At 62.7% G+C, this 24,642-nt stretch carries 18 protein-coding genes and 2 pseudogenes; 11 read left to right on the top strand and 9 right to left on the bottom strand.

The features are described 5' to 3' along the window. Window positions 1-127 precede the first annotated feature (127 nt). From art_RS04380 to art_RS04360, 5 genes are all read right to left on the bottom strand, one after another. Window positions 128-2,632 (bottom strand): DUF5129 domain-containing protein, encoded by a 2,505-nt coding sequence (locus tag art_RS04380; protein ID WP_038462695.1) that lies wholly within the window; start codon window positions 2,630-2,632, stop codon window positions 128-130. Then, entirely contained in the window at window positions 2,629-3,687 is a 1,059-nt protein-coding gene (locus art_RS04375; RefSeq protein WP_038468682.1) for a glycosyltransferase family 1 protein, read from the bottom strand. The genes art_RS04380 and art_RS04375 overlap by 4 nt, the downstream gene beginning before the upstream one ends. A gap of 65 nt (window positions 3,688-3,752) precedes the next feature. Continuing rightward, on the bottom strand, window positions 3,753-4,631 hold the full coding sequence (locus art_RS04370; protein ID WP_253901573.1) for an alpha/beta fold hydrolase: 879 nt from the start codon (window positions 4,629-4,631) through the stop codon (window positions 3,753-3,755). A 68-nt stretch (window positions 4,632-4,699) separates the two neighbouring features. Next, a complete protein-coding gene (locus tag art_RS04365) occupies window positions 4,700-5,533 on the bottom strand; it encodes an aldo/keto reductase (RefSeq protein WP_038462693.1) in 834 nt (277 codons plus the stop codon). 17 nt (window positions 5,534-5,550) lie between these two features. Continuing rightward, window positions 5,551-6,489: a sugar-binding domain-containing protein gene (locus tag art_RS04360; protein WP_253901471.1), complete on the bottom strand. Its 939-nt coding sequence runs from the start codon at window positions 6,487-6,489 to the stop codon at window positions 5,551-5,553. A 236-nt stretch (window positions 6,490-6,725) separates the two neighbouring features. Between art_RS04360 and art_RS04355 the strand changes: the two genes are divergently transcribed. The 10 genes and pseudogenes from art_RS04355 to art_RS23120 all read left to right on the top strand — a co-directional run bounded on the left by art_RS04355 (window position 6,726) and on the right by art_RS23120 (window position 20,581). Then, the gene (locus tag art_RS04355; RefSeq protein WP_038468675.1) at window positions 6,726-8,456 is read left to right on the top strand and encodes a glycerol-3-phosphate dehydrogenase/oxidase; all 1,731 of its coding nucleotides are present in this window, start codon (window positions 6,726-6,728) and stop codon (window positions 8,454-8,456) included. Window positions 8,457-8,540: 84 nt separating this feature from the next. Further along, window positions 8,541-9,281 carry an MIP/aquaporin family protein gene (locus tag art_RS04350; protein WP_038462691.1) on the top strand — a complete coding sequence of 247 codons (741 nt, stop codon included), beginning with the start codon at window positions 8,541-8,543 and terminating at the stop codon, window positions 9,279-9,281. A gap of 50 nt (window positions 9,282-9,331) precedes the next feature. After that, the gene (gene glpK / locus art_RS04345; RefSeq protein WP_038462689.1) at window positions 9,332-10,846 is read left to right on the top strand and encodes a glycerol kinase GlpK; all 1,515 of its coding nucleotides are present in this window, start codon (window positions 9,332-9,334) and stop codon (window positions 10,844-10,846) included. Between the two features lie 205 nt (window positions 10,847-11,051). Continuing rightward, complete coding sequence (gene leuS, locus art_RS04340; RefSeq protein ID WP_052136888.1) at window positions 11,052-13,577, top strand: leucine--tRNA ligase; 2,526 nt, start codon at window positions 11,052-11,054, stop codon at window positions 13,575-13,577. 112 nt (window positions 13,578-13,689) lie between these two features. Next, on the top strand, window positions 13,690-14,694 hold the full coding sequence (locus art_RS04335) for a DegV family protein (protein WP_038468669.1): 1,005 nt from the start codon (window positions 13,690-13,692) through the stop codon (window positions 14,692-14,694). Window positions 14,695-14,751: 57 nt separating this feature from the next. Next, window positions 14,752-15,600 (top strand): helix-hairpin-helix domain-containing protein, encoded by an 849-nt coding sequence (locus tag art_RS20805; protein ID WP_082000098.1) that lies wholly within the window; start codon window positions 14,752-14,754, stop codon window positions 15,598-15,600. Window positions 15,601-15,610: 10 nt separating this feature from the next. Further along, window positions 15,611-17,458: a ComEC/Rec2 family competence protein gene (locus art_RS04325; RefSeq protein WP_157875144.1), complete on the top strand. Its 1,848-nt coding sequence runs from the start codon at window positions 15,611-15,613 to the stop codon at window positions 17,456-17,458. 68 nt (window positions 17,459-17,526) lie between these two features. Next, window positions 17,527-18,552, top strand: coding sequence for a DNA polymerase III subunit delta (holA, locus tag art_RS04320; protein ID WP_082000097.1), 1,026 nt, complete (start codon window positions 17,527-17,529; stop codon window positions 18,550-18,552). A gap of 745 nt (window positions 18,553-19,297) precedes the next feature. After that, window positions 19,298-19,474 (top strand): CsbD family protein, encoded by a 177-nt coding sequence (locus art_RS21500; RefSeq protein ID WP_082000096.1) that lies wholly within the window; start codon window positions 19,298-19,300, stop codon window positions 19,472-19,474. Window positions 19,475-20,380: 906 nt separating this feature from the next. Further along, window positions 20,381-20,581: pseudogene (locus tag art_RS23120) on the top strand (cold shock domain-containing protein). A gap of 72 nt (window positions 20,582-20,653) precedes the next feature. On the opposite strand, the gene art_RS04310 reads toward art_RS23120, so the two are convergent. The 3 genes and pseudogenes from art_RS04310 to art_RS23270 all read right to left on the bottom strand — a co-directional run. Next, window positions 20,654-21,502 (bottom strand): DUF1206 domain-containing protein, encoded by an 849-nt coding sequence (locus tag art_RS04310; RefSeq protein ID WP_038462685.1) that lies wholly within the window; start codon window positions 21,500-21,502, stop codon window positions 20,654-20,656. 403 nt (window positions 21,503-21,905) lie between these two features. Beyond that, window positions 21,906-22,103, bottom strand: a complete 198-nt coding sequence (locus art_RS22875; RefSeq protein WP_052135990.1) for a hypothetical protein — start codon at window positions 22,101-22,103, stop codon at window positions 21,906-21,908. 35 nt (window positions 22,104-22,138) lie between these two features. After that, window positions 22,139-22,369: pseudogene (locus art_RS23270) on the bottom strand (DUF4232 domain-containing protein); the annotation flags it as partial. Between the two features lie 267 nt (window positions 22,370-22,636). On the opposite strand from art_RS23270, the gene art_RS22645 reads away from it, so the two are divergent. Next, on the top strand, window positions 22,637-23,065 hold the full coding sequence (locus tag art_RS22645) for a hypothetical protein (protein WP_216699584.1): 429 nt from the start codon (window positions 22,637-22,639) through the stop codon (window positions 23,063-23,065). Window positions 23,066-23,915: 850 nt separating this feature from the next. On the opposite strand, the gene art_RS04290 is transcribed toward art_RS22645, so the two are convergent. Beyond that, window positions 23,916-24,566 carry a DUF1345 domain-containing protein gene (locus tag art_RS04290; protein ID WP_038462681.1) on the bottom strand — a complete coding sequence of 217 codons (651 nt, stop codon included), beginning with the start codon at window positions 24,564-24,566 and terminating at the stop codon, window positions 23,916-23,918. Between the last annotated feature and the right edge of the window lie 76 nt (window positions 24,567-24,642).

Raw genomic sequence — 24,642 nt, 5'->3', positions numbered from 1 at the left:
CGGAGCCTTGACATGACCGCCCACCGGCTTCAGCCACAGGGCAATGCTGGTCACGCCACGCACTCAGAGCCCACACCCCTCAGAGCCCACACCCCTCAGAGCTCACGTCCTCGGAGCCACGATCCAGCTACTTGTTCCCCAGGGTTGCATCCAGCAGCTTTCGGGTGCGTTTCTGGACATCGTGGTCACGCATGCCAAGCGTGAAGATCAGCCGCTCGAGCTTCGCAACTTGGGCCACGTATTCGGCGTCCAGTCGCTGGGACAAGGGACGTGCCGCTAAATCGTCCACCATCCGCCATGCCATGGCCAAGGCACTTTCAAAGATTCGTTGGTCCGACTCTGCCGGTGCAGCACCCTTCCCCCGGCCAAGCACGGCCACTGCATTGATCCTCGAATCGTCCAAGCCCAATGTGAGGGTGTCCAACTCTGTGCGAAGCTGTTTGAGCGTGCCCGCACTGCGCCCAAACCTCCCAAGTCTCATGGATATGACTCCGCCGTAGCTGATAACCATGGCCAGAGTGAGCAAGCCAAGACCGATAGTCAAGGCCAGCAGAACAAAAACCCAGAACCTGTTCATTTCGGGTTCGACGTAGTTGTTTGCCTGCAGTCCTCGTCCGAGGTCTTTCACGGCGCCGATCACACTGTAGTCTCCACTTTTGTAAAAGAAGTATCTCCCGTAGTTCCACGTGGCGTCGCCGATGCCGGGGTAGCCGCCCATTTGCACAACCCCGGCAATGGGATTGGGGACGGAGAAAGTCCCGTTGTCCAGCCTCCACACGGGCAGGATGGTGCGGTCCGGTTTGAGCTCGCCCGTCGCCTCGTCGAGGAGCTCGGGAAACTCTCCCTTGACTCGCCACATGGCATCAAGTCCGACTTGCGGGTCTTGCTTGTCTGCGAGCTGTCCCTCGATCGTGAGTGACTCCGGGTCGATGTGCAGATAGTCCACGGCGCTGCGCATGGCAACGATGATCTTTAGATCGGGCGGGAATATATCGGACAGTTGCGCTCGGATCAGCTCCTCATCGAGGCTGCTGGTGTCTCCGTCAAATTCCAATGACTGCAGTGCATGGGTGCCGGTGAGTTGCCATCCCGGGCGTTGCGGCACCTTGGCAACCACGATTCCACTGACAACCAACGAGATGATCACAACGGCAAAGCACCCGACAACCCACGGAGCATCCGTGGACGGTCTCGGAAGGAAGACTCTCCAGCTGAACTTCGGCAAAATGTCGATCCAGCTGAACTCGCGCAGCACCACAGGCGCGGCATCGTTGGTGCCGGGCAGCGGCCCAAACAACGCGTGCGCCGCTGCATTGGCCTCATCCAACGCCTGCAGGGTTCTCTGTGAACCGGCGGGGGACAGCCCCAATCCTGAGCGCAGAGCTGAGACGTCCTCCCGGGTCGTCTGGACGGCCCCGGCGCGTCCCTGCTGGGTCTGCCGCAGTGAACGGTTGATGGATGCGGCGCAGCGTCCCAGCTCAATTTCTGCCGTCCTCCACGCCTCGATGTGTCTATTGTCAGCGCGGTCACCGGTCAGCACGGCAAGCAATGCGTGCAATGCTCTCTCAAACCGTTTCACCCGTCTCACAGACACTAACCCGGCAGGCCGGTTGCCCAGCCGGGTCAGCAGTTCCCGGGCGGAAAATGTCATCGGGGCGGCCAGTCGGTCCAGGACCCCCTGGCTGCCGGCGAGCATTCCCAGCACCGAACCCGCCCCCATAAGCGCGTCCGCCATGGTTGCCAGGCGTTGGGCCTCGTGCTCAAACTTCTCCAGGAGATCCGCAGTTTCAGGGTTCAGTGCAGTGGACGAGGTGTAGACGGCCTCCATCGCCGCGTCTTCGGTGCGGGCCAATTCCAACGACACATTGCGGATTCTGACCCATGTGTAGATAAACCCTGGAGTGCGGTGCTCAGCAGGAGTGGCATGGTAGGTGACCTCGAGTGCCTCAAGCTCAAGGACAACACCGGCAAGCTTGCGCTGCGCAGCCGTCAGCCGGCGAAAAACCAATTCACGCCGTTTGCGCCTGGACAGGGAGAACGCTAACGAGATAATGGTGAGCGCCAGCCCGGTCACTGTTCCAGCCAGCCAGAAAAGCGGGCTGCGTAGGGGCCCCTTGTCAAGGACGTCGGCCGCCCGTTGCGCCGCTGCAACTATAGCCTTGGGTCCATGCCCAATGCCCACATTGTCCATGTAACCGTCATTGATCGCGGACCTGTTCTCGGAGTTCCTGTGCCTGTCCGGATCAGCAGGGTAGATCCCTGCCCCGATGTAGCGGTACTCGGATTTGTTGTCAACACTTGTGTCCTTGACGATGGCCGTCGTCAGGATGACATCGGCGTCCAGCTCCACACGTCCCTGCCGCTCGTCGGAACTTAACAGCCTGTCAACCACGCGCAGTCGCAGTGGCTTCCACGTCTTGATGGGTTCCGCCAAGACAGCATCGACGCTCGCTTGGGAGATGTTCAGCGAATGCCGGCCCTCCACAACAACCTCAAGCTGCGCCTCCGGCGAGGCGGTCACCGCCTTGACGCCCTGAAAAGCGAAGATCAGGGTGCTCAATCCCAACAGCATGGCGAGCCACGGCAGCCCGAAGTGTGGTTTCTTGCGGGCGCGAATCAATGGCAGGGTCATGGCTGGCCGCGCAGCTCCTCTGCAATGGCCAGCAACTCCCGCGCCGAAGCATCCCAACTGAACGTGCCCGCCTGGGCGACGGACGCCGTCGAGCTTTGCGCCCACGCGCCGGGTGTGGCCAAGGCGCGCACTGCGGCGGCAAAGTCCGACGGCGAATCGGCCGGCACATAGTGCGCTGCCGTGCCCCCAACTTCCCGGAAGATCTCGGTGTCTGCCACCACAACCGGGGTCCCGAGCGCCATGGCCTCGACCAGCGGCAGGCCGTATCCCTCGGCCTTCGACAAGGTGACCAGTGCGGTGGTGCGCAGCAGCAGATCATCGTATTCGGCATCGCTGACGCCGTTGTGGAACATGACGGATGCCCCGGCAGGCACCAGCGCCTCCAGTTCGGCGCGGCGAGCAGGGGTGATGCGGCTGAGCAGGTTGAGCGTAAAATCGGGCAGCTCGCCCATGCCGAGAATCAACGTCTCAACATTCTTGTAGGGCATGAACGAGCCCATGTACGCCAGCGACTTCTCCGGCGCAACGGCAGGATCCCTCGGCGTCCGGTCGCCTTGAGGGGCGTTGCCAATGATTCGCACGGGCCGCTTCGTGAGCTTGTGGCGCCGCATCAGCGCGAGCGTCGTATGGCTGATGGTGGCCACCACATTGGCGCGGTTCAGCAACACCCGCTGCGGCCAAAACGCCTTGTGGTACAGCCGCCACAGCACGCGCACCGGCGCCGGCAGGAAGCCGGGCGGGGCGGGGTGCTCGTAGTAAATGAGGTCGTGCAGCGTCAGCACCAGCGGATATTTCCGCCCCCAGCTGCCCATGGTCTGCATGGGGCAAAACACGAGGTCGGCGCCCAGCTTATTCACGTGCCGTGCCACCAACAGTTCCATCGGCGACAGCGGTGAGTTGATCTTCACCCACGGCAGCTCCGGCAGCAGGGCGAGCTGGCACTCATCATGAATCAGCATGGTCACATCGGCATAAGGTGCGACGGCGGTCATCAGACTTGCGCCGTAACGGCTGATGCCGTCGTGGTGGTCCATGCGGGTGAACCGGGCATCCATGACGATCTTTGGTTTTTCGGGGCTAACGGGGTGGCCGGAGTTTGCAGGCGGGGGGACGGCGTGGCTCACTGGGCGGGGTGCCTTTCGAGGAAGTCGGTGATGGCTGCGGCCGCGGGTTCGGGTGTTTCGTAGTGGATCAGGTGGCCCACCTTGTCGATGACCAGCAGTTCGCCATTAGGCAGGAGCTCAAGCAGGTCATGCTGCCTGGGCAGCGTGGCGATCTCGTCTTCCGCACCGGCGATCAGCAGGGTCGGCAGCGAAAGTTGGGCCGCCACCTCTCGCACCGTGCCGCTGACCGATGCCTGGAAGGATTCCAGGAGCATGTCCCGGTCGGCGAAGCCGCTGAAGTACGCATGGTGCTGGCCGTGAATGAAGGCGAGCAGGGATTTGTCGCGGGTTTTGGCCATGGTCACGCTCATGACGTGCACAATGAGCCTGCTGCGCAACAAGGCGTTGCCCAGTGCCGCGGGCAGCCTGGCGGAGGCCCAGTAGTAAAACACCGCAAGCTTCGTCATGATGCCCTTGGGCCCCTCCAATGCGGGGGAGGCGATCGGGTTGACGAGGATTAGCGGATAAACCCGCCCGGGATTGGCGGCAACAAAATGGCTGACAACGATCGAACCAAAGGAGTGGCCCAGCAGTACGGTGTCCTGGCCCAGGTCCAAGGCGTCCAGGAAGTCACCCAGAAAGTCGCCGTATCCGGGAACGTCGTGCCTGCCGTGCACGAAAGCGGGGGAGGCCCCAAACCCCGGCAGGTCGGCCATGATGATGCGGTGCCCCGGCAGCAGCTCCACCACCCTCTCGAGGCCGTGGTGGTCGCCGCGGAAGCCGTGCACCATCACGATGGTCCGGGCGGTTGGGGAACCGCCTACGGCGGCGTATTCCCAGTAGTGGACGTCATTGCCGGCAACGTCAACGATATGGGCATGTTCCCGGTTGGCCAGGTCAACAACAAGGGGTGAGCCGGGCGCCGTCGTGCTTCTTTTAGGGGACAGGAATTTCAGGACCAAGGCTAGTTGACCTCGTTGGGGTGTGAGCCGGAGCGCTGGCCCCGGTCCAGGCCGTCGATGGCGGCCATGTGAGCGGCGCTGAGTGTGAAATCAAACACGGCCAGGTTCTCTGCGATGCGGCGGGCCGAGCTGGCCTTGGGAATCACCAGGTGGCCGGACTGGACGTGCCAGCGCAGCACGATCTGCGCCACGGAACGGTCCAGCTCGGCGGCGAGGGACGCCAGTACGGGGTCGGTCAAAACGGCGCCGCGAGCCAGCGGACTCCAGGCCTGCGTGGCAATGCCCAGCGACGCGTGCAGTTTTCGCAACTCAGCCTGGGCAAGCCACGGGTGCAGCTCGATCTGGTTGACCGCCGGAACCACGTCCGTGGCGTCCAGTAGCTGGTGCAGGTGTGCCGGCTCAAAGTTGCTCACGCCGATGGCACGCACCCGGCCGGCATGGTAGAGCGATTCCAGGGCCTTGTAGGTGGGGATGAACAGTTCCCGGTCGGGGCAGGGCCAGTGGATGAGATACAAGTCGAGGTAGTCGAGCCCCAGCCGGGCCATGCTGGCGTCAAAGGCGGAGAGAGTGGCGTCGTAACCCTGGTCCGTGTTCCACACCTTTGAGGTGACAAACAGCTCCTCGCGGGGCAGTCCGGCGGCAACCGCACCGCGGACGGCCTCGCCCACGCCCTCCTCATTTGCGTAGAGGGCGGCTGTGTCCACCGTGCGATATCCGCTGTCCAGGGCCGTGGAAACGAGCGCGGAACATTCGTCGGCCGGGACCTTGTAGACACCGTAGCCTAGGGCGTCGATGGCCACACCGTTGTTCAAAATGTATTTCGGGGAGCGTTGCATACCCTTGACTTTACCCATTAGACGCCGTCCAGGCCGTCCAGGAAGCCGAAGATCGGGTCGCTGGCGGCACTGACCTGCTCCACGAGTTCGCGTGCCGTGGTCTCGTCCAGGATCAGGTCGGTGGCCAACCCGGCGGCCAGGGCCCCGCGCAGGCCCGTGATTTTCTTGCGTCCCGAGACCACGCAGATGCGACGGCGGACCTGGCGCAGGCTCTCCAGGCTCGGTCCGCTGGAGCGTTCGTTGAGCACAATGCCGTCGTCGCTGCCGTCCGAGCGGAAGAACACCGTGGCCACATCCCCTGCCACGCCGCTGGCCTCCAGGGAGTCCAGGTCGGTGGAATCCAGATAGCCGCCGGAGTAGACATGGCTGGTGATTTCGGCGTCCATGGAGCCGACGCCGAAGATGGCAATGGTCATGCGTTCCTGCAGGTCAAGGATGCGGCGAACACTGCGTTCCTGCCACATCATGGACTTTGTCTCCGCCCGGTCAAAGAACGCCGGCACGGGAAACTGTTCGACCTTTGCCCCGTAGGCGGTGCCGAAGCGCCTGATGATTTCAGAGGCGTAGGTGATGCCGGAGGTTTGCGTGTTGCCTGCGCCGTTGAGTTGGACGATGGTGGTGCCGTGGGTGGTTTTGCGGGTCAGGTGCCGGCTGACGGTGCTCAGGGTTGAACCCCAGGCGACACCCACCACGGCGTTTGAGTCCACGAGCGGTCCGATGGTGCGTGCAGCCTGCATGCTGACCCGCTCCAGCACCTCCACCTCATTGAGCATGTCGGAGACCGGAACCACGTGGACATCGACCTTGTAGCGCTTGCGGATGACCCGTTCCAGTTCAGGCGCCCTGTCGGCCGGGGTCTTGATCTGGATCTGGACAAGGCCGGTCTCCCGAGCCGTTGAAAGCAGCCGTGACACCGTGGAACGGGACGTGCGCAACTCACGAGCAATGGCGTCCATTGTCTGATCCTGCAAGTAGTACATTTGTGCAGCACGCAGCGCATCCTGCTGTTTAATCCGTTTGGATGGCATGAGAACCCAAGCCTTTCTGCACGTTTGTGCAATCCGGTTGACTATATTTTCCGTCTATTCAAACAATAATGGGAAGAGGCGCACAAGGCGCTACGGAACGTGACGCAAAAGAGGCAGATGTGGGTATCTTAGGCAAAGCTGACAAAAACCAGGACGCAACGGGTGTGCAGACGCTTGTACGCCCCCAGGTCGAGGCGCTTAAGGCTCGTCCCCACGCCAAGGTTTTAATCATCGGCGGCGGCATTAACGGCGTTGGAACGTTCCGCGACCTCGCCCTGCAGGGCATCGACGTGGCCCTGGTGGAGCGCGGTGACTACTGCCAGGGGGCCTCCGGCGCATCCTCGCACATGATCCACGGTGGCATCCGCTACCTGGAAAACGGTGAGTTCCGCCTTGTCAAGGAATCAGTGGTTGAGCGCAACGGCCTGTTGAAAATCGCGCCCCACTATGTCAAGCCGCTGCAGACCACCATCCCCATCTTCAGCACCTTCTCCGGCATTCTCAGCGCACCGGTGCGCTTCCTGTCGCACAAGCAGGGCAAGCCGCAGGAGCGTGGCGCGTTCCTGATCAAGGCCGGCCTGACCATGTACGACTTCTTCTCCCGCGACGGCGGCACGGTGCCCCGACACGACTTCAAGGGCCGCAACAAGGCCCTGGCCGAGATGCCCCAGCTACACCCCGGGATCAAGTACGCCGCCACCTACTACGACGCTTCCGTGCACAACCCCGAGCGCCTCACCCTCGACGTGCTCCAGGACGGTGAAAAGGCCGGCGCAGCCACCCCCGGCATCGAGCAGGCGCGTGCCACCAACTATGTTGCCCTCACCGCAGTAACGGACGACGGCGTCCAGCTCACGGACCAGCTCACGGGCGAATCGTTCACGTTCACCGCCGACGTCATCGTCAACACGACAGGCGCCTGGGTGGATATGACCAATGCCGACATGGGTGCGGCAACCCGCTTCATGGGCGGCACCAAGGGCTCACACATTGTCCTTGACCACCCCGAGCTGCTCGCCGCCTGCAAGGGCCGGGAGATCTTCTTCGAGCACACCGACGGGCGCATCGTACTGATCTACCCCATGGGGGATCGGGTCCTGGTGGGCACCACCGATATCGACGCCGACATGACCCAGGACGCGGTCTGCACCGACGCCGAGATCGACTACTTCTTTGATCTCGTGGGCCACGTCTTCCCGAACATCCTGGTGACCCGCGACGAGATTGTGTACAGCTTCTCAGGCGTGCGCCCGCTGCCACGCCATGACGAAACCGCTCCCGGCTTCGTCTCCCGCGACTACCGGATCGAACGCGCCGACCGCACCATCGCCGGCGCCTCCATTCCCGTGCTCAGCCTGGTGGGCGGAAAATGGACAACGTTCAGGGCCCTGGCCGAACACATGAGCAACGACGTCTTGGCCATCGTGGGCGGCACCCGCAAGACCTCCACCGCCAAGCTGCCCATCGGTGGCGGCGTGAACTTCCCCGCCACTAACGCGGCAGTGGAGGCATGGATATCCTCACACACCAGTGAATCAGTGGATGCTGCACGGGCCGGGGTGCTGCTGACCCGGTACGGCACCCGTGCCACCGACGTCATTGCGTTCCTGGCGCAGGGCAAGGACACCGTCTTCAACTCCACCAACGAGCTCAGCGACCGTGAAGTTGCCTTCATGGTGGAGAACGAGCAAATTGGTCACCTCATCGACGTCATGATCCGCCGCACCTCCCTGGCCTTCCGGGGCCTTGTCACCAGCGAACTGCTGGCCGAGACAGCCGCAGCGCTGGCCGGTCCGCTCGGTTGGAACCAGGAGAAGGTGGCCGAGGAAATCGGCCACGCCGTTGACATTCTGGCCCGTTTCCACGGTGTTCAGGTACAAAGCTTGATTGCCTAAGCCCCTGGGGGCAAAGGGGGCTCAAGAGGGCCGGCCAACAAGGGCCGGCCCTTTCATGTAATAACCAACTAATCGGAGTCAAAGATGTCTCTTGGAATAGTGTTCGCATCCGAAGTGATGGGAACAATGATGCTCACCCTGCTGGGTTGTGGTGTCGTGGCCAACGTTGCCTTGAAGGGAACCAAGGGTAACTCCGGCGGGTTCCTGCTCGTCAACTGGGGCTGGGGCCTGGCAGTCATGTCCGGTGTATTTGTAGCCGCCAAGTCGGGTGCACACCTCAACCCCGCCGTAACCATTGGCCTGCTGGCCAACGGCAAGGCAGAGTACGCGCCGGATGTGGCCGTCACCTTCGCCTCGACAATGACCTACTTTGGTGCAGAAATGCTTGGCGCCTTCATTGGTGCCGTTGTCTGCTGGCTTGCGTACAAGCAGCACTTTGACGGAGAGCCCGATGCCGCCACGAAACTGGGCGTCTTCTCCACCGGACCGGCAATCCGCAGCTACGGCTGGAATGTTGTCACGGAAATCATCGGCACCTTTGTTCTTGTCTTCGTCATCCTGCACTTCGGTGGCGGCGTAACAGGGCTCGGGCCGCTGCCTGTGGCCTTGTTGGTTGTGGCCATTGGTGCCTCACTGGGTGGACCCACGGGTTACGCCATCAACCCCGCCCGTGACCTGGGTCCGCGCATTGCCCACGCACTGCTGCCCATCAAGGGTAAGGGGTCAAGCGACTGGAGCTACGCTTGGGTCCCCATCGTGGGCCCCATGGTTGGTGGCACCCTGGCCGGCCTGGCAGCCCAGTGGCTGCCGCTGGTAGTGGCTTGATTTAGCCAACAATTTGTTCTTAATGTGAATCACGAGCAAAGGAAACAAAGATGTCTCAGTATGTAATTGCCATCGATCAAGGAACCACCAGCAGCCGCGCCATCGTGTTTGACCACGACGGCAACATCGTCTCCTCCGGCCAGCTCGAGCACGAGCAGATTTTTCCCAAGCCCGGCTGGGTGGAGCACAACGCTGCAGAAATTTGGAATAACACCCGCGAGGTCATCGGCACAGCGCTGGCGCAGGCAAACCTGACACGGCATGACATTGTCGGCGTGGGCATCACCAACCAGCGCGAGACGGCCGTCGTCTGGGACAAGAACACCGGCGTCCCCGTCTATAACGCCATCGTGTGGCAGGACACCCGCACGCAGGGCATTGTTGACGAGCTCGCAGCCGACGGCGGGGTGGAGCGTTTCAAGGCCAAGGTCGGCCTGCCGCTGGCCACCTACTTCTCCGGCACCAAAATCAAGTGGATCCTTGACAACGTCGAGGGTGCACGCGCCAAGGCGGAGGCCGGGGACCTGCTGTTCGGCAACACCGACAGCTGGGTCACCTGGAACCTGACAGGAGGCGCCGACGGCGGCGTGCACATCACCGATGTCACCAACGCCTCCCGCACCATGTTCATGGACCTGGAAACCCTGGCGTGGGATGACGAGATTTTGGCCGCCTTTGGTGTGCCGAAGTCCATGATGCCCGCCATCAAGTCCTCCTCCGAGGTCTACGGCCACGTGCACGGCAGCCAGCTGCTGCGCGAAGTCCCCGTCGCCGGCATTCTGGGCGACCAGCAGGCAGCCACCTTCGGGCAGGCCGCGTTCAAGACCGGCGAGGCGAAGAACACGTACGGCACCGGCTGCTTCCTGATCTTCAACACGGGCGAGGAGATTGTCCACTCGAAGAACGGGCTGCTCACCACGCTGGGCTACAAGCTCGGCGACGCCGCACCGCGCTACGCCTTGGAAGGCTCCATCGCCGTCACCGGATCCCTGATCCAGTGGTTGCGCGATAACATCGGCATGATCAGCTCCGCCCCCGAGGTGGAGGAGCTGGCTGCAGCGGTCGAGGACAACGGCGGCGTCTACATCGTCCCGGCGTTCTCGGGCTTGTTCGCCCCGTACTGGCGTCCCGACGCCCGCGGCGCCATCGTGGGCCTGACCCGCTTTGTGAACAAGAACCATATTGCCCGGGCCGCACTGGAGGCCACCGCCTTCCAGACCCGCGAAGTACTCGACGCCGTCAACGCCGACTCCGGTGTTGACCTGACCGAGCTGAAGGTCGACGGCGGGATGGTCGCCAATGACGCCCTCATGCAGTTCCAGGCCGACATCCTCGGGGTCCCGGTGATCCGTCCCAAGGTCACCGAAACCACGGCCCTTGGCGCAGCCTATGCCGCAGGCCTGGCCGTCGGCTTCTGGAAGGACCTGGGCGAGCTGTCCAGCAACTGGTCCGAGGACAAGCGCTGGGAGCCCAACATGGACCCGGCCGAGCGTGACCGCCAGATGCGCCTGTGGAAGAAGGCCGTCACCAAGTCCATGGACTGGGTTGACGAGGACGTAAGGTAACTGCGCCAGCGTCTCCTGTTGCACGACGGCGGGAGCCCCCCTTTTCGCAAAAGGCGGGCTCCCGCCGTCGTACTTTAAGTGCGCTAAAGTAGGAGGGTGCATACATTTCTCCTTCTTAGCTAGCCGCGAGCAACACCGCGGTAAGCCCCTTGCTGTGTCGAGGGGCTTTTGTGTGTAACGGGCCAGAAGGAACAAGAAGCCAATGATGAATGAAAAGGCAGGGTACGTGAGCGTGCAGTCCCAGACTGAAGAGAACAGCGAAGAGGGCGTCTACAGTTTCGCCTCGATGGAAGCCAAATGGCCTGCCGTCTGGGATGAGCTAAACGTGTTTGCCCCGCTTGACGACGGATCCAAGGAACGCCGCTACGTCCTTGACATGTTCCCGTACCCCTCGGGCGACCTTCACATGGGCCACGCCGAGGCGTTTGCCATGGGCGATGTCGTCTCGCGCTACTGGCGCCAGCTGGGCTACGACGTGCTGCACCCGATCGGCTGGGACTCCTTCGGCCTGCCCGCCGAGAATGCCGCCATCAAGCGCAACGCCCACCCGAGTGAGTGGACCTACGCCAATATCGACACCCAGGCGGAGTCGTTCAAGCGCTACGCCATCTCCGTTGACTGGTCCCGCCGCCTGCAGACCTCCGACCCCGAGTACTACCGGTGGACGCAGTGGCTGTTCAAGCGTTTTTATGAGCGGGGCCTGGCCTACCGCAAGAATTCACCCGTCAACTGGTGCCCCAAGGACCAGACGGTGCTCGCCAACGAGCAGGTCGTCAACGGCGCCTGTGAACGCTGCGGCACCGTGGTCACCAAGAAGTCCCTGAACCAGTGGTACTTCAAGATCACCGACTACGCAGACCGCCTGCTCGATGACATGGATGCGCTGAAGGGCCACTGGCCGGACCGCGTGCTGGCCATGCAGAAGAACTGGATCGGCCGCTCCGAAGGTGCCCACGTCACGTTCGTCATCGAGGCTGCCGGCGAAGAATTGCCCCAGCAGGAGCTGACAGTCTTCACCACCCGCCCGGACACCCTGTACGGGGCGACGTTCTTCGTTGTGGCCGCCGACGCGCCGCTGGCCCTGGATCTGGTTACGTCCGAGCATGCCGAGGCGCTGAGCGACTACCGCGAGCAGGTCAAGGCGCTCAGCGACATTGAGCGCCAGTCCACCGAACGCCCCAAGTCCGGCGTGTTCACGGGCCGCTACGCCATCAACCCGCTCACGGGCGAAAAGCTGCCCGTCTGGGCTGCCGACTACGTTCTGGCCGACTATGGCACCGGCGCCATCATGGCCGTCCCCGCCCACGACCAGCGCGACCTCGACTTCGCCAAGGCGTTCGACCTGCCCGTCCGCGCCGTCCTGGACACCGGCGCCGAAGACCCCGCTGAAACCTGGATCGCCAGCACCGGCGAGGGCACCCTGATCAACTCCGGCGAGCTGAACGGCCTCTCCAAGGCCGAGGGCATCCCGGCCGCGATCGAGATCCTGGAAAAGCTGGGCACGGGAGAGAAGTTCGTCAACTTCCGCCTGCGCGACTGGCTGCTGTCCCGCCAGCGTTTCTGGGGAACGCCCATCCCGATCATCCACTGTGCCGACTGCGGCGAGGTGCCCGTGCCGGATGATCAGCTGCCCGTGCGCCTGCCGGAGAACCTGCGCGGCGAGGACCTCTCGCCCAAGGGAACCTCACCGCTGGCTGCGGCCGCGGACTGGGTCAACGTCCCCTGTCCGGCGTGCGGCGGCGCGGCCAAGCGCGACACCGACACCATGGACACCTTCGTGGACTCCTCCTGGTACTTCCTGCGCTTTGTCTCACCCCAGTACACCGAGGGCCCCTTCGATCCGGCCAAGGTCAACGACTGGATGCCCGTGGGCCAGTACGTGGGCGGCGTTGAGCACGCCATCCTGCACCTGCTGTATGCCCGCTTCTTCACCAAGGTCATCCATGACCTTGGCCTGCTGGAAGCCACCGAACCCTTCAGCGCGCTGCTGAACCAGGGCCAGGTACTTAACGGCGGCAAGGCCATGAGCAAGTCCCTGGGCAACGGTGTTGACCTGGGTGAGCAGCTGGACAAGTACGGGGTGGACGCCGTCCGCCTCACCATGGTCTTCGCCGGCCCTCCCGAGGACGACGTCGACTGGGCGGATGTTTCCCCGTCTGGCTCCGCCAAATTCCTGGCCCGGGCCTGGCGCCTGGCCCGCGATGTGGACAGTGCGCCCGGCACCCCTGCGGTTGGCGGCGACGCTGCGCTGCGCTCACTGACCCACCGCACTGTGCATGAGGCCAAGGCTTTGTTGGAAGGCCACAAGTTCAATGTGGTAGTTGCCAAGCTGATGGAACTGGTCAACGCCACCCGCAAGGTCATTGATTCCGGTGCCGGCGCAGCCGATCCGGCCGTGCGTGAGGCAGCCGAAGCCGTTGCCATCGTGCTGAGCCTGTTTGCCCCCTACACCGCGGAGGACATGTGGAACACCTTGGGCCACCCTGCCTCGGTTGCCAACGCAGGTTTCCCCGCCGTTGACGAGGCCCTGCTGGTGGAGGCTAGCGTCACCGCCATTGTGCAGATCCAAGGCAAGGTACGTGACCGTTTGGAGGTGTCCCCGGACATCTCCGAGGATGAGCTGCGTGAATTGGCCCTGGCCTCCGCCGTTGTCCAAAAGGCGCTCGATGGCCGTGGCATCCGCACGGTGATCGTGCGTGCGCCTAAGCTGGTCAATATCGTTCCTGCCTAGTCAGCGAAGAGCCACCTTACAAAAGTGTCCTCGCCCGCACCGGGCCGGGGCACTTTTGTGTTGTGGCTGCGTTGTGGCCGGCAAGCGTGACTTCTTCGAAGGGGAGAATGCTGTGAGCGAAACATCAGCTGCACGCATCTGGCTGCGCCACCACGTGGGGCGGTTGCGGCCCAAGGCCGGGCCGTCGGCGCCGGAGGTTCCGGAGGACAGCGGCCCGCCCAGGCCCACGATCGCCGTCGTGACCGATTCCGCTGCGGCACTGCCGCCGGAATGGGTAGCAGATATTTCCTGTCGTGGAATGCTGACTGTGGTGCCCATGCCGGTGATCATTGGCGACAACGTCTATTCGGATGACGACGCCGAATTGGAAACCCACATTTCGCTGGCCTTGGCCACGGGAAAATCCGTCAAAACCTCACGTCCTTCACCTGGGCAATTTGAACGCGCCTACAAACAGGCGGCGGAAGCCGGATTTGCCGAAATCGTGTCCTTGCACATTTCAACAAAACTTTCCGGCACCTTCGAGGCTGCCACGCTGGCAGCGGAACGCTCACCCATACCTGTTCACGTGCTGAACTCGGGCACGGTCGGCATGGGGCTGGGCAGCGGAGTTCAGGCGGCCGTTGCAGCATCCCTGCAGGGACATGATGCGCAGACCGTCGTGGCTGCAGGGAACCGGGCGCTGGAAGCGACAGCCATCTATTTCTATGTGCCCAGCCTTGAACAACTGCGCCGTGGCGGGCGCATCAGCCTGGCCTCATCGTGGCTGGGCACGGTCTTGGACATCAAGCCGCTGCTGGGCATCAGGGACGGGGCCGTTGTGCCGCTGGAAAAGGTGCGTTCTGCCGCCAGGGCCATCGCCCGGCTGCAGGCGCTGGCCGTGGTCGACATCAATACCCGGGGACCGGCCGCCACCCAGATTAGTGTCCACCACTTCGGCAATGAGGAACAGGCCCGCGCATTCGGCGAGTCGCTGGAGGCTGCCGCGCCCGGCCTTGCTGCCGCAACCCTGACCCGTTTGCCGGCTGTGCTGGCCGCCCATGCGGGGCTGGGCGTGTTGGTTGTGGTGGTTGCCGACGCACTCGTTCCCCCACAGGGGATGTTGGGCGTTCAGTAATCCCCATTCGGCAGCGCACCTCTGGTGGGTGGCATCCTCCGCGCCTACTGTGGCTCCATGACTGGTGCAGATGAAGAGTTTACGTGGCCGCCGCCCGGGGTGGAAACGACCCAGCGCCGTGGCGTGGGGCCGCCTGGTTTTGCTCAGCGTGGCTTTGGCCAGCGGCTGCAGGGACCGCGCTGGATAGTCTCCATCCGGGCTCTCGTCGTGGTGCTGGCCATGCTTGCGGCAGCCTTGGGGATGCTGTGGCTTGAGGCGGCAAGTGTTCAAGGGGTGTCGGCGGACTTGTCCAACAAGTCCGGCGGCCATGTCACGGTGCCTCCGCTGGCGGAGGATGCTGCAGCCCCGGGTGTGCCGGCCGCACCCGTGGTCGCAGGGGCCGAGGGGGAGGGCGGCACCGATGGTGCCACCGGTGGCGCCGCCGGCCCGGGTGCCGGAAAATCTGGAACTGTGGGCATGCTGGTTCACGTGGTGGGGGCGGTCAACAACCCCGGCGTGTTCGTCTTGGGGGAGGGCAGCCGCATCTATCAAGCGGTGGAAGCCGCCGGGGGAGCGTTGCCGACGGCACAGCTGGCAGCTCTGAACCTGGCCGCGCCAGTCAGTGACGGAATGCAAATAGTGGTTCTCACCCAGGAACAGGCTGCCTCGCCGCAAGACGTTCCGGGTGTGGGTGCACCAGCCAATGGAGCGGCTGCCCAGAAGGCGCCGGCGGGACCCATCAACGTCAATGCCGCCACTGCCGCCGACCTTGATGCCTTGCCGGGAATTGGCCCGGTGCTGGCCGAGCGGATTGTGGCGTGGCGAACGGATCACGGACCTTTCCCGTCCGTTGACGCCTTGGACGCCGTTTCCGGGATTGGCGCCAAGCTATTGGAAAATATTCGAAGCTTGGTGAGTGTCTCATGACGTGGCGAACGTGAGACTTCATGAACCGCGGTGGTCCCGCTACGTCAAGGCTGCGGTGGGTGATCCCAACCCGGGCCCCCCTGAGCCACGGAGGGCGAAGTTGCGGCGGCAGGCTGCGGACCTCCATCGGCGACTTGCGGCAGCCCACCAGGAACAGGCTGATGCGCAGGAGCTGCGGCGACCAGACATCCGCATTCTGCCCACAGTCATTGCAGTGTGGGCCACGGCGGGGCTGGCCACCGCCATGCCCCCAACCATGATTCCCCGGCTGGCCATGGCACTTGTTCTGGTGCTTTTACTCGGGCTGCTGCCGGGTCTGCTGCTGGCGTTGTTGCGTCCGGCCCAGCGCCGTGGCAGCAGTGAACGGCGAAGAGCCCGGCGGGGAGGTGTCCGGGGTGCCACCTTTGTGCTGGCAGCAGCCTGCGCACTGGCAGTAGTTGCGGTGGTCGGTGTGAAAGTGCAGGCCGGGGCATCATCACCGCTGGCGCAAACCGTGGCGCAGGGCGAGGAGCTGATGCTGACCTTGGAAGTGGGAGCCACTCCGCGAAGGCTCGACAGCGGGAACGGTCCGCCACGATTCATCCTTGACGCGGTCATTGTCCAGGCGAGCGCAGGTGGTCGATCGTCCTCAGGGAGGCTGCCTGTGCAGGTCATTGCCGGCCCCGCGTGGGAAGCGGTTCGGCAGGGACAGAAAGTTGGCACCGCCGGCAAGGTCGATGGCGGTCCAGGCACGGCAGGGGTCGCCGGTGTGGGGCGGGCAGGGATTCTGCGCCCCGCAACGGTTCCCCTTGCCGTTCCCGGAGCGGCTGCCGGCAAGGAGTCATTGGTGACCGCCATCCGTCGTGGTTGGATTGCCGCAGTGCAGGGGACGTGGGCGAAGCGTTCACCAGAAGCCGCTGCCCTGTTGCCGGGCATGGTGATGGGTGACCGCAGTGCCATGGACAGTGCCTTGAATGAGTCCATGAAAACTGCTGGCCTCACACATTTGACGGCAGTCAGCGGGGCCAACTGCACGCTGATACTGGCCTCGCTCATGATCGGGCTGCGTTCCCTGCACACACCCCGCCGGGCCGCCTTCGGGTTCTCACTGGCAGCACTGCTGGGGTTTGTCCTTGTGGTGGGTCCAGATCCCAGTGTCCTGCGTGCCGCCGTCATGGGTGCCCTCGGTCTCATGGCGCTGCTGAGCGGGCGGCCCAAAAGGGTCGGTGCGCTGTTGGCGTTGAGCATTGTGTTGCTTCTGCTGGCTGATCCGTGGCTTGCCGGTGACTACGCGTTTATCCTGTCGGTTTTGGCGACCCTGGGGCTGTTCCTGGTCGGGCAGCGCTGTGTGAGGTGGCTGTCGGTGCTGATGCCCTTGTGGCTGGCCCAGACGATTGCAATTCCGCTGGCGGCCCAGCTTTTCTGCGCCCCCGTCATCGTGTTGCTGCAGGCGCGCCTGACACCCTATACGGTGCCGGCGAACATGCTGGCGGCACCCGTCATTGCCCTCGTGACAACTGTGGGCACATTGGGCATGGCGTGTGCGCTCCTGCTGCCTCCCTTGGCAGGACTCTGCGCCGCCATCAGCGGGGTGGGCGCGTGGTGGGTTGCCGCGGTGGCACGCTGGATGGCCGCCCTTCCCGCCGCCAGCCTGCCGTGGCCCGGTGGTCCCGAGGGTGTGTTGCTTATGGCTGTCTTGAATGCCGGGGTGCTTCTGAGCTTGATTGTCTTAGTGGAAAAGCAGCGGTTGCGCGCCGCCATTGCCGGCATCATGGCGCATCTGCCCGTGTGGTGGCGCGAACGCTTTGGCTTTGCCTCAGTAGTTGCTCTGGCCGCACTGTTGGCACTGTGGTGGGTGGCCGCCGTCGTACGTGTTTAGCGGCCAGGGGAGGGGACCGGGTTGGGAATAGTCGATCTGGGTGGCACAGTAGATGCTGTGAATAATGCATGGACAGGAAAACAGCTGTGAGCCCGGCTGCCAGGACACCGGCCCGGTCTGCTGCGGGTGCTGATTGGCGGGATGTGCCGCTGGCCCCCGTCGTGCTGTTGTTTGGCCCGGAAGACTTCATTGCCAGCCGAGCCGTTGACGATGTGCGCAGGAAACTGCGGGCACAGAACGCCGAGCTGGAGCTGACCTCACTGGATGCCGGGCACTATAGCCCCGGCCAGTTGGGCCTGGTTGCGAGCCCGTCCCTGTTCAGCGAGCCCAAGCTGATTGAAGTGGCTGGCCTGGCCGCCATGAACGATGATTTCCTGCAGGATGCCCTCGCATACATCAAGGATCCCGCACCCGATGTGAGCCTCATATTGATTCATGGCGGCGGTGTGCGCGGCAAGAAACTCCTCGATGCCCTGAAGGCTTTGGGGGCGCCGCGCATTGAATGCCAGCCGTTGAAGAAGGATCCGGAGAAGGCACAGTTCGTCAGTGCCGAATTCTCACTTGCCAAGCGCCGCATTGATGCCCCGGCCGTGCGGGCGCTGGTCGCCGCAGTCGGCGCAAACTTGTCGGAGCTGGCAGCTGCCTGCTCACAGCTGGTGGCCGACACCACGGGCATGGTGAGCGCCGACGACGTTGACAAGTACTACGGCGGCCGGGTGGAAGCCACAGCATTCCGTGTGGCCGATGCCGCGCTGGCAGGCAACGCACCGGTGGCCTTATCGACCCTGCGGCACGCCCTGGCCACCGGTGTTGATCCTGTGCCGCTGGTTGCGGCCCTGGCCATGAAGGTTCGCCAGCTGGCCAAGGTGTTCGGGGTCCGGGGCAGCTCGGCGCAGTTGGCCCGTGATCTGGGCATGGCCCCGTGGCAGGTCGATATTGCGCGGCGCGATGCCGGACACTGGAACGGACCTGCCCTGGTTACGGCCATCAAGGTTCTGGCGGAAGCCGACGCCCAGGTCAAGGGCGCAGCCAAGGACCCCGTCTATGCGGTTGAGCGTGCCGTAACGGTCATCGCCACGGCAGCTCGCCGCTAGCTCCGCTCCCGCCCCGACCCATACCACGCTTCTTTGGAGTATTCAGGGGTGTTGTGAACTTGGGCGGGGGCGCCATGGAACCACGGGGGAAAATCCAGATTATGCTTTCAGATCGGCTCGCCAGCGCGTGAGCCTTTCAGGCTTGATTTTCTCCTTCCTGAGTTTCTCCTGGCGTACGTTGATCGCCGGCTCGAGTGTTGTGCCGAGAGCCTTCCAACTTTCGGCGCGTTCTTGCGTACGCGGTTGAAGCCCGGCGGCCGACAAATCTTTTTGTACCTGTTGCCGGCTGGCGAATCATCGGGCAGCTCGCGCGCTGCATACATTGGTACTTTTGCGATCCGTTTCCGGTCCCGTCGCTGAATCGTCGTTTTGCGCGTCACCGTGTCGATGATCCCCGTCGCCACCTGGGGGCCTATTGCTTTCATCCAAACGCGGACGAACCCACTTTATGGCGGCATCCAGCACAGCTGTGGGGTACTCCAAGATCTGCCCGCCCCGGCCGCTCCAAGAATCCTTGACTGAGGATCATCGTCTTGCCACCGGAATGTGAAACCACGCGGTAGTTCGTCCGGGGCGGGGAGGAATACGCTTTCAGGCTTCGCCGCGTTGGCCGTTCGCATCCCTTGATTGCCTCGTAGCAATACCTTCGGGAAGCTGTCCCTGTTGGCCCGGTGACTGCGGGTCTATGCTGAAGGTATCCTGCCGACAAGGACCGGCAGATCTAGCATGGGAAGAGGGCAGCGTCATGGGTTTGGGTGACAAGTTCAAGCACTCCGCGGAGAAGGCCGCCGGCAAGGGCAAGGAAGCCGCAGGAGAAGCGACCGACAATGACCGGTTGAAAGCTGAAGGCAAAACAGATCAGGTCAAGGCTGAACTGAAGCAGGCCGCGGACAAGATCAAGGACACCTTCAAGAAGCATTGATGTGAAGTCAGGGTTCAGCGCTGACCATCAGACCTGGCACCACCGCCGTGGACGCTGTCCCGCTACGCTTGTGCAGAAATATGGTCGCAGGACGGCTCCGCGCCCGGGGAGCGGGCAGCCGGGCAAAGTTATTCAACATGATCATGGCGTGCGGGGTGGCCATCGGACAGGCAAGAGCTCCGGGGGCTTCAATCCGCCCACATTGACGCCGATACAGCAGGAACCGCCGCCTGACCGCCACACGGAATCCAAACCAGCCTCCTGACCCGACAGAACCCATGCCACCGGCGCCCTACCCGCCCGATCCATTCATGCCGCCAGATCCCCCGCTCCGCTAAAACATTGGGTGAAAATAGCAATCCAAGGAGGCGGCATCGGGTGCAAACAGATCGCCTTGAAACGGCTGTGACCCATCCGGTTGACCGCCCTGAAGACCAGCTGCCGGATACGGTGATTGGGCTGCTGTGAGGATTTCAGGCAGCAGCCCAATGTTTCGAACGCGGCGCGTGAAACATGGCGCCCGATCCGGTCGTACCCATGACACCGAGAATCCCTCAGATCTGGGGAAGACCGGCAGTTCCCCACACGAAAGCAGCAAGTCTGCTGGCTGTCTGCGGCTCGCTGGACGTGTTCGGTGCTGCCTGCGACGTTCGACGCCGAAAATGAGCAGGCCCACCGCGTGGATTCTTGCGCCGCAAGCAGCCCGTAGCAAATCGGTATTGACGTGGTGGAAAACTGAGCACTTTTCTGGCTCGTCGCCACAAGTGTCGGGGCGGCATGCAGACCGGTGATTTCACCATCCGCGACGTTGTTCCCACAAATGGCACCCGAACCACCTAACACGTGATGATCGGCTCGTAGAAGGACGAATTCCCAAAGCCCACGCAGGATACCCAGGAGATACCAATGGCCACAGGTACGGTCAAGTGCTCCAACGCCGAAAAGGGGTCCGGCCTAATCGCTCCTAACGAGGTGTTGGCGGACGTTTTTGCCAACTACACGGCCAGCAGCAGAGGATACCGAGCCCTGGAAGTGGTTCCATAAAGTCCAGTTTGACATTGTCCAAGGCTGCAGGAACCGCAGGCTGAAAACTGCCGCCCTGCATGATGGGGCAGAAGACCGCCGCTGAGTACCAGTTCGACAGCGCGACCCGACAGCCCCTTGTGCACGCACTGCCTGCTACATGCGGGCGAATCTGGCCTTGGTTATTTGGTACAGGCCATAGCAAACCAGCCCCACGCCGATGAGGATCAGCAAGTAGATGCCAAAGGGCTGCTCGCGCACCGCCTTGAGTGCACCATCGAGTCCTGTAGATTCCTTGGGTCGGGATTCGACGGTGGCAATGACAAACAACAGTCCAACCAGGAGCAGCACAATACCCTTCGCGAGGTAGCCGACCACCCCCAAAAAAGTGACTATGGACCGGGCCGTTCCCGAGGCCGGCAACAGCAGCTGCTTCTTGAAGGATCTATTGATCCCTCGTACGCCAAAGACTATTCCGACTATGGCGAAGGCAACTCCAATGGCGATCAGCAACAGCGGACCCGCTGGTGCTTTGATGATCTGTGCGGTCGCGTCGCTGGTGGATTGTCCGCTGTTCTTTCCGCTTCCGAGCGCGAATGAGGCGAAGGCGGCAGCAATAACCAGAAACACAACAGCCTGTCCAGCTGCGGAAATTTTCTTCCCAAACTTCGCTTTGGATTCCAACTGGCTATATCCGAAAATGGCCTCACTGAGCTGCCACAGGGCCAGCGCCCCACACGCCGTGACAGCAATCCACAGCAGGAGTGCTCCCGCCGGTTGTCTTGCCAGTTGGGCCATGGCACCGCCCTGGTCGGCCTGTCCGCCCCTACCGAACGCCAGCTGGATGGCGATGGCACCGATGAGTATGTGCAGTAGGCCGCTGACGGCGAAACCGGTGCGGGCGGCAATGACAAAGACCCGTGAATTCGACGCGTCCTCGGCCGCAGCCGCGGCGTCTTTCAATTCCTTTTTGATGGTCTTGCCCTTCGAACACCGTTGAGCCACGCACAGTTGGACGTGGTTTCATCACTATTTTGCCACCGGGTATCGCCCAGAGATAGAGGGGCTGGAGATCTGGTCGGCCCAGCATTCACCTAAATTGGGATTTCCGTTTAGATGCCGTAGTTCTTCAAGCCGGATGCGGCAGCCGCCAGGGAACTAGCGATTGACCCAGGTCCAGGCTGGACTGGGAGGAGTGAAGCCTGTCTACCAGCAGTCGGTTCGGTCTGGTCCTCCGACGAGTTGGTGGGGCCCTGCCTTTGCTCACGACGGCGGCCCTCGCGGTCACCTCGAATCGACTGCCGGCGCGCAAGCACGGCCGCCACCAGGGCCGGGGCGCCTATCCGGCGTTCGTGGGTCGTTTCTGGGAAGTCGATGCCTCAGGGCGCCTGCTTGGCGTTAGGCGCCGTTAGGGATGGAACGCGCCGATGGTTAGCAGTTTGGTGTCCGTGTTGCTGCACGCCGTGGTCGGCCGGTGGATGCATGGCGAATCAGCGGCGCTGGGCGGGTAGACGCGGAACCCGTGGCCGTCACCTGTGCAGTCCGGGTGGGTCCCGGCCTGGGTGTAGCACAGCCGGGCTTCCGCGGCGCCTTCCCGGGCCAGCATGATGGGTCTCCCCAGGACGGCAGGTTCGCAACCCGGTCCGCCGGGGCGCGAAGCCGGTCGCCGGTGGGACCCAGGACCATGGACACGCCCGCGTAACCGTCCAGGATGCAGGTCGTCGCGGACGTGTTCCGCACGATCACCCTGCGGTAGATTCGGCTGGCCGCGCCGCCGTGAACAGCGCCTCCGCGGCAGTACCCGTCGCGGTGCCTGTGGGTTGTACCTGCGCGGCGGTGGTTTCCGCCGGCGTGGTCGACGACGGCGCACACCCGGCCGGCCCAGCGTTCACGCAACAGGGGATTTCGGACCGGTCAGTAAAATGCCCTGCATTGGCTGACAAGTGAAAACGCCCGCAGAGGGTCGCCGTTATGCCCAGATATCCACGATAGTTACTGAAGGACCCGTCAGGCTGCCGCCGTGTAGCAACCACCGGGAATAGTGGCTGCCGTTTTGCTTGCCTTGTTCACCTTTCAGGGTCCGAGGAGTAGAACTAGAACAAGAGCAAATTGAGGTAAGACGTGGGCAGGGAGACAGCGATGACGGAGATGGAATCAGAACCGGTGGAAATTTCCACTGTTCTTGGCCCTGGTGAGTGGACCGAGGAGACCTTGCCGCAAAGGATCCAGTCCTATCGAGACAGACTCATTGACATGGGCGCCGGAGCAGATATCCTCGTAACGACCCTTGATAGGGGCGGCAATGGATCCATCAAGGTCAGTGTCAGCTGGGACAGGCGCAGTATTGTCCCTGAGATTATTGAAGATGCAGGTCTGCCCGGGCCCGAGGGTTCACATGGGCTGGATGGGATTCCGCTTGGCCATGTTGGAAGCCCGCTTGTCAATGAACCCTCCGGAGACGGATCTACACAACAATCGACTCGAGGGCTGGCCGACGAAAAAATCATCATGTACACCGATGAAGTCGGGACAACATGGGTCGAGGGACGCGGCGATTCCGAACGATGACATGCCGTTCGTATACCCGTGTCGTCGCCTGCACACGGCAGTGCTTGTCACAGCCCCAGCTGACGCAGTGCCGGCGTCGACTCTCAACTGCAACTTAGAACTGACAGTCGGCTGGGCAGGTGTCGTTGCCAAGGCTTTGAGGCTTCGGTTGGCAAGGTTTCGTATTGAAAAATCAGGCTGTCATGGACCTCCGGGTGCGCCGATGTCCTCGTAATAGGGTGGGGCCGTACTGGCAGGGCAACATCCCAGAGTGGCAATGACGGGTGGATGGACTCTTGGCGTCACTAAAGGCGTCAATGATCTCTTGCCCGGCGGCGAAAGGTGACTCTTTTGCGACTTTCCGTAATCAAGGTGGCGGGCGAAATTGTCACTGTTGTTCCCGCCGAGAGAGGCTTACCCTGAAAACATGATTTCTCTCATAGTAGTTCTTCTTCTGATCTGGATAATTCTCGCCGTCGTCGGGTTCGCTTTTAAAGGATTGCTTTGGCTTGCAGTCATTGCGATAGTGCTTTTTGTGGTGACAGGGGTCCTTGGCTGGATTCGACGCAAGGCAGTGAACAAGTAATACCTTGAATCGGCCATGGAAGCCCTCTTGGCAGCAGCTGAGATTTCATGAGCTGCTGTCAGGGTGGGGTTGTGCTCAGATAGTGGCCAGAACTCAAATGTGACACGATTCCCGGGTGCCGCGCTGCAGCCACCCGTCGAGCTGGCCCGTTCGGCTCCAAAGTCCATGCCGAGCGCCACGGCAGTGTTGCCAATGGAGTGTAGAAACTATGTCCTGGCGAGGACAAACGTTGTCCACCGTGGCATGGTGGGGGTGGGCTGTGCTCCCGCGTCGGGGCGCGGCTCATTAGTGGATGAGGCCGGCGACGAGATTGATGGTGGTGGCCAATATGATGGCTCCCAACAGGTAGGAGAGCAAGGCGTGGCGCAAGGCAGTTGAACGGATGGCATCGGTTGTCAGGTCGGTATCGGAGACCTGAAACGTCATGCCCACGGTGAACGCCAGGTAGGCAAAGTCACGGTAGTGAGGCAGGGTGTCTTCATTGAAGTCGACCCCTTTCCGGTCGCGGTAGAAGAGCCGGGCGTAGCGGAGCGTGAATAAGGTGTGGACGAGAAACCAGGACAGGGCAACGCTGCCTAGGGCCAGACCGAGGATTGCGGCTTTCATTCCCCCTTGGGCGGAACCTGCGGTCATCAAAATGAGGACGACCCCACCGAAACTGGCCAACGTGGCGGCCAAGACGAGTACATCGGAGCTGGCCTGGCCGGGGTCTTCACGGCTGGCGTGGACGGCGGTTTCGGCAGGATCAAGCCGGCCGATAATCGCCCAGACCCACCACAGGAATGTTATGGACGCTGCACCCCATCCGACGGCAGGGGCATAGTCCCAGGAGCCGGAAAATCCCACCAATAAGGCGGTGAGGATGCCAACAGCGACCATGACGGCCAGCCGAAATCGTGAACGGTGGACACGTGTGCCAAAGCGTGGATTGCTCATGGCTCATTCTGACATGAACGTCCTCGGAATCACCTGCAATATTCTTAGGAGCCTGCACTGATACACCAACTGCAGA

Source organism: Arthrobacter sp. PAMC 25486, from assembly GCF_000785535.1.
Classification (GTDB): Bacteria; Actinomycetota; Actinomycetes; order Actinomycetales; family Micrococcaceae; genus Specibacter.
This window is presented reverse-complemented; position numbering and strand designations above follow the sequence as displayed.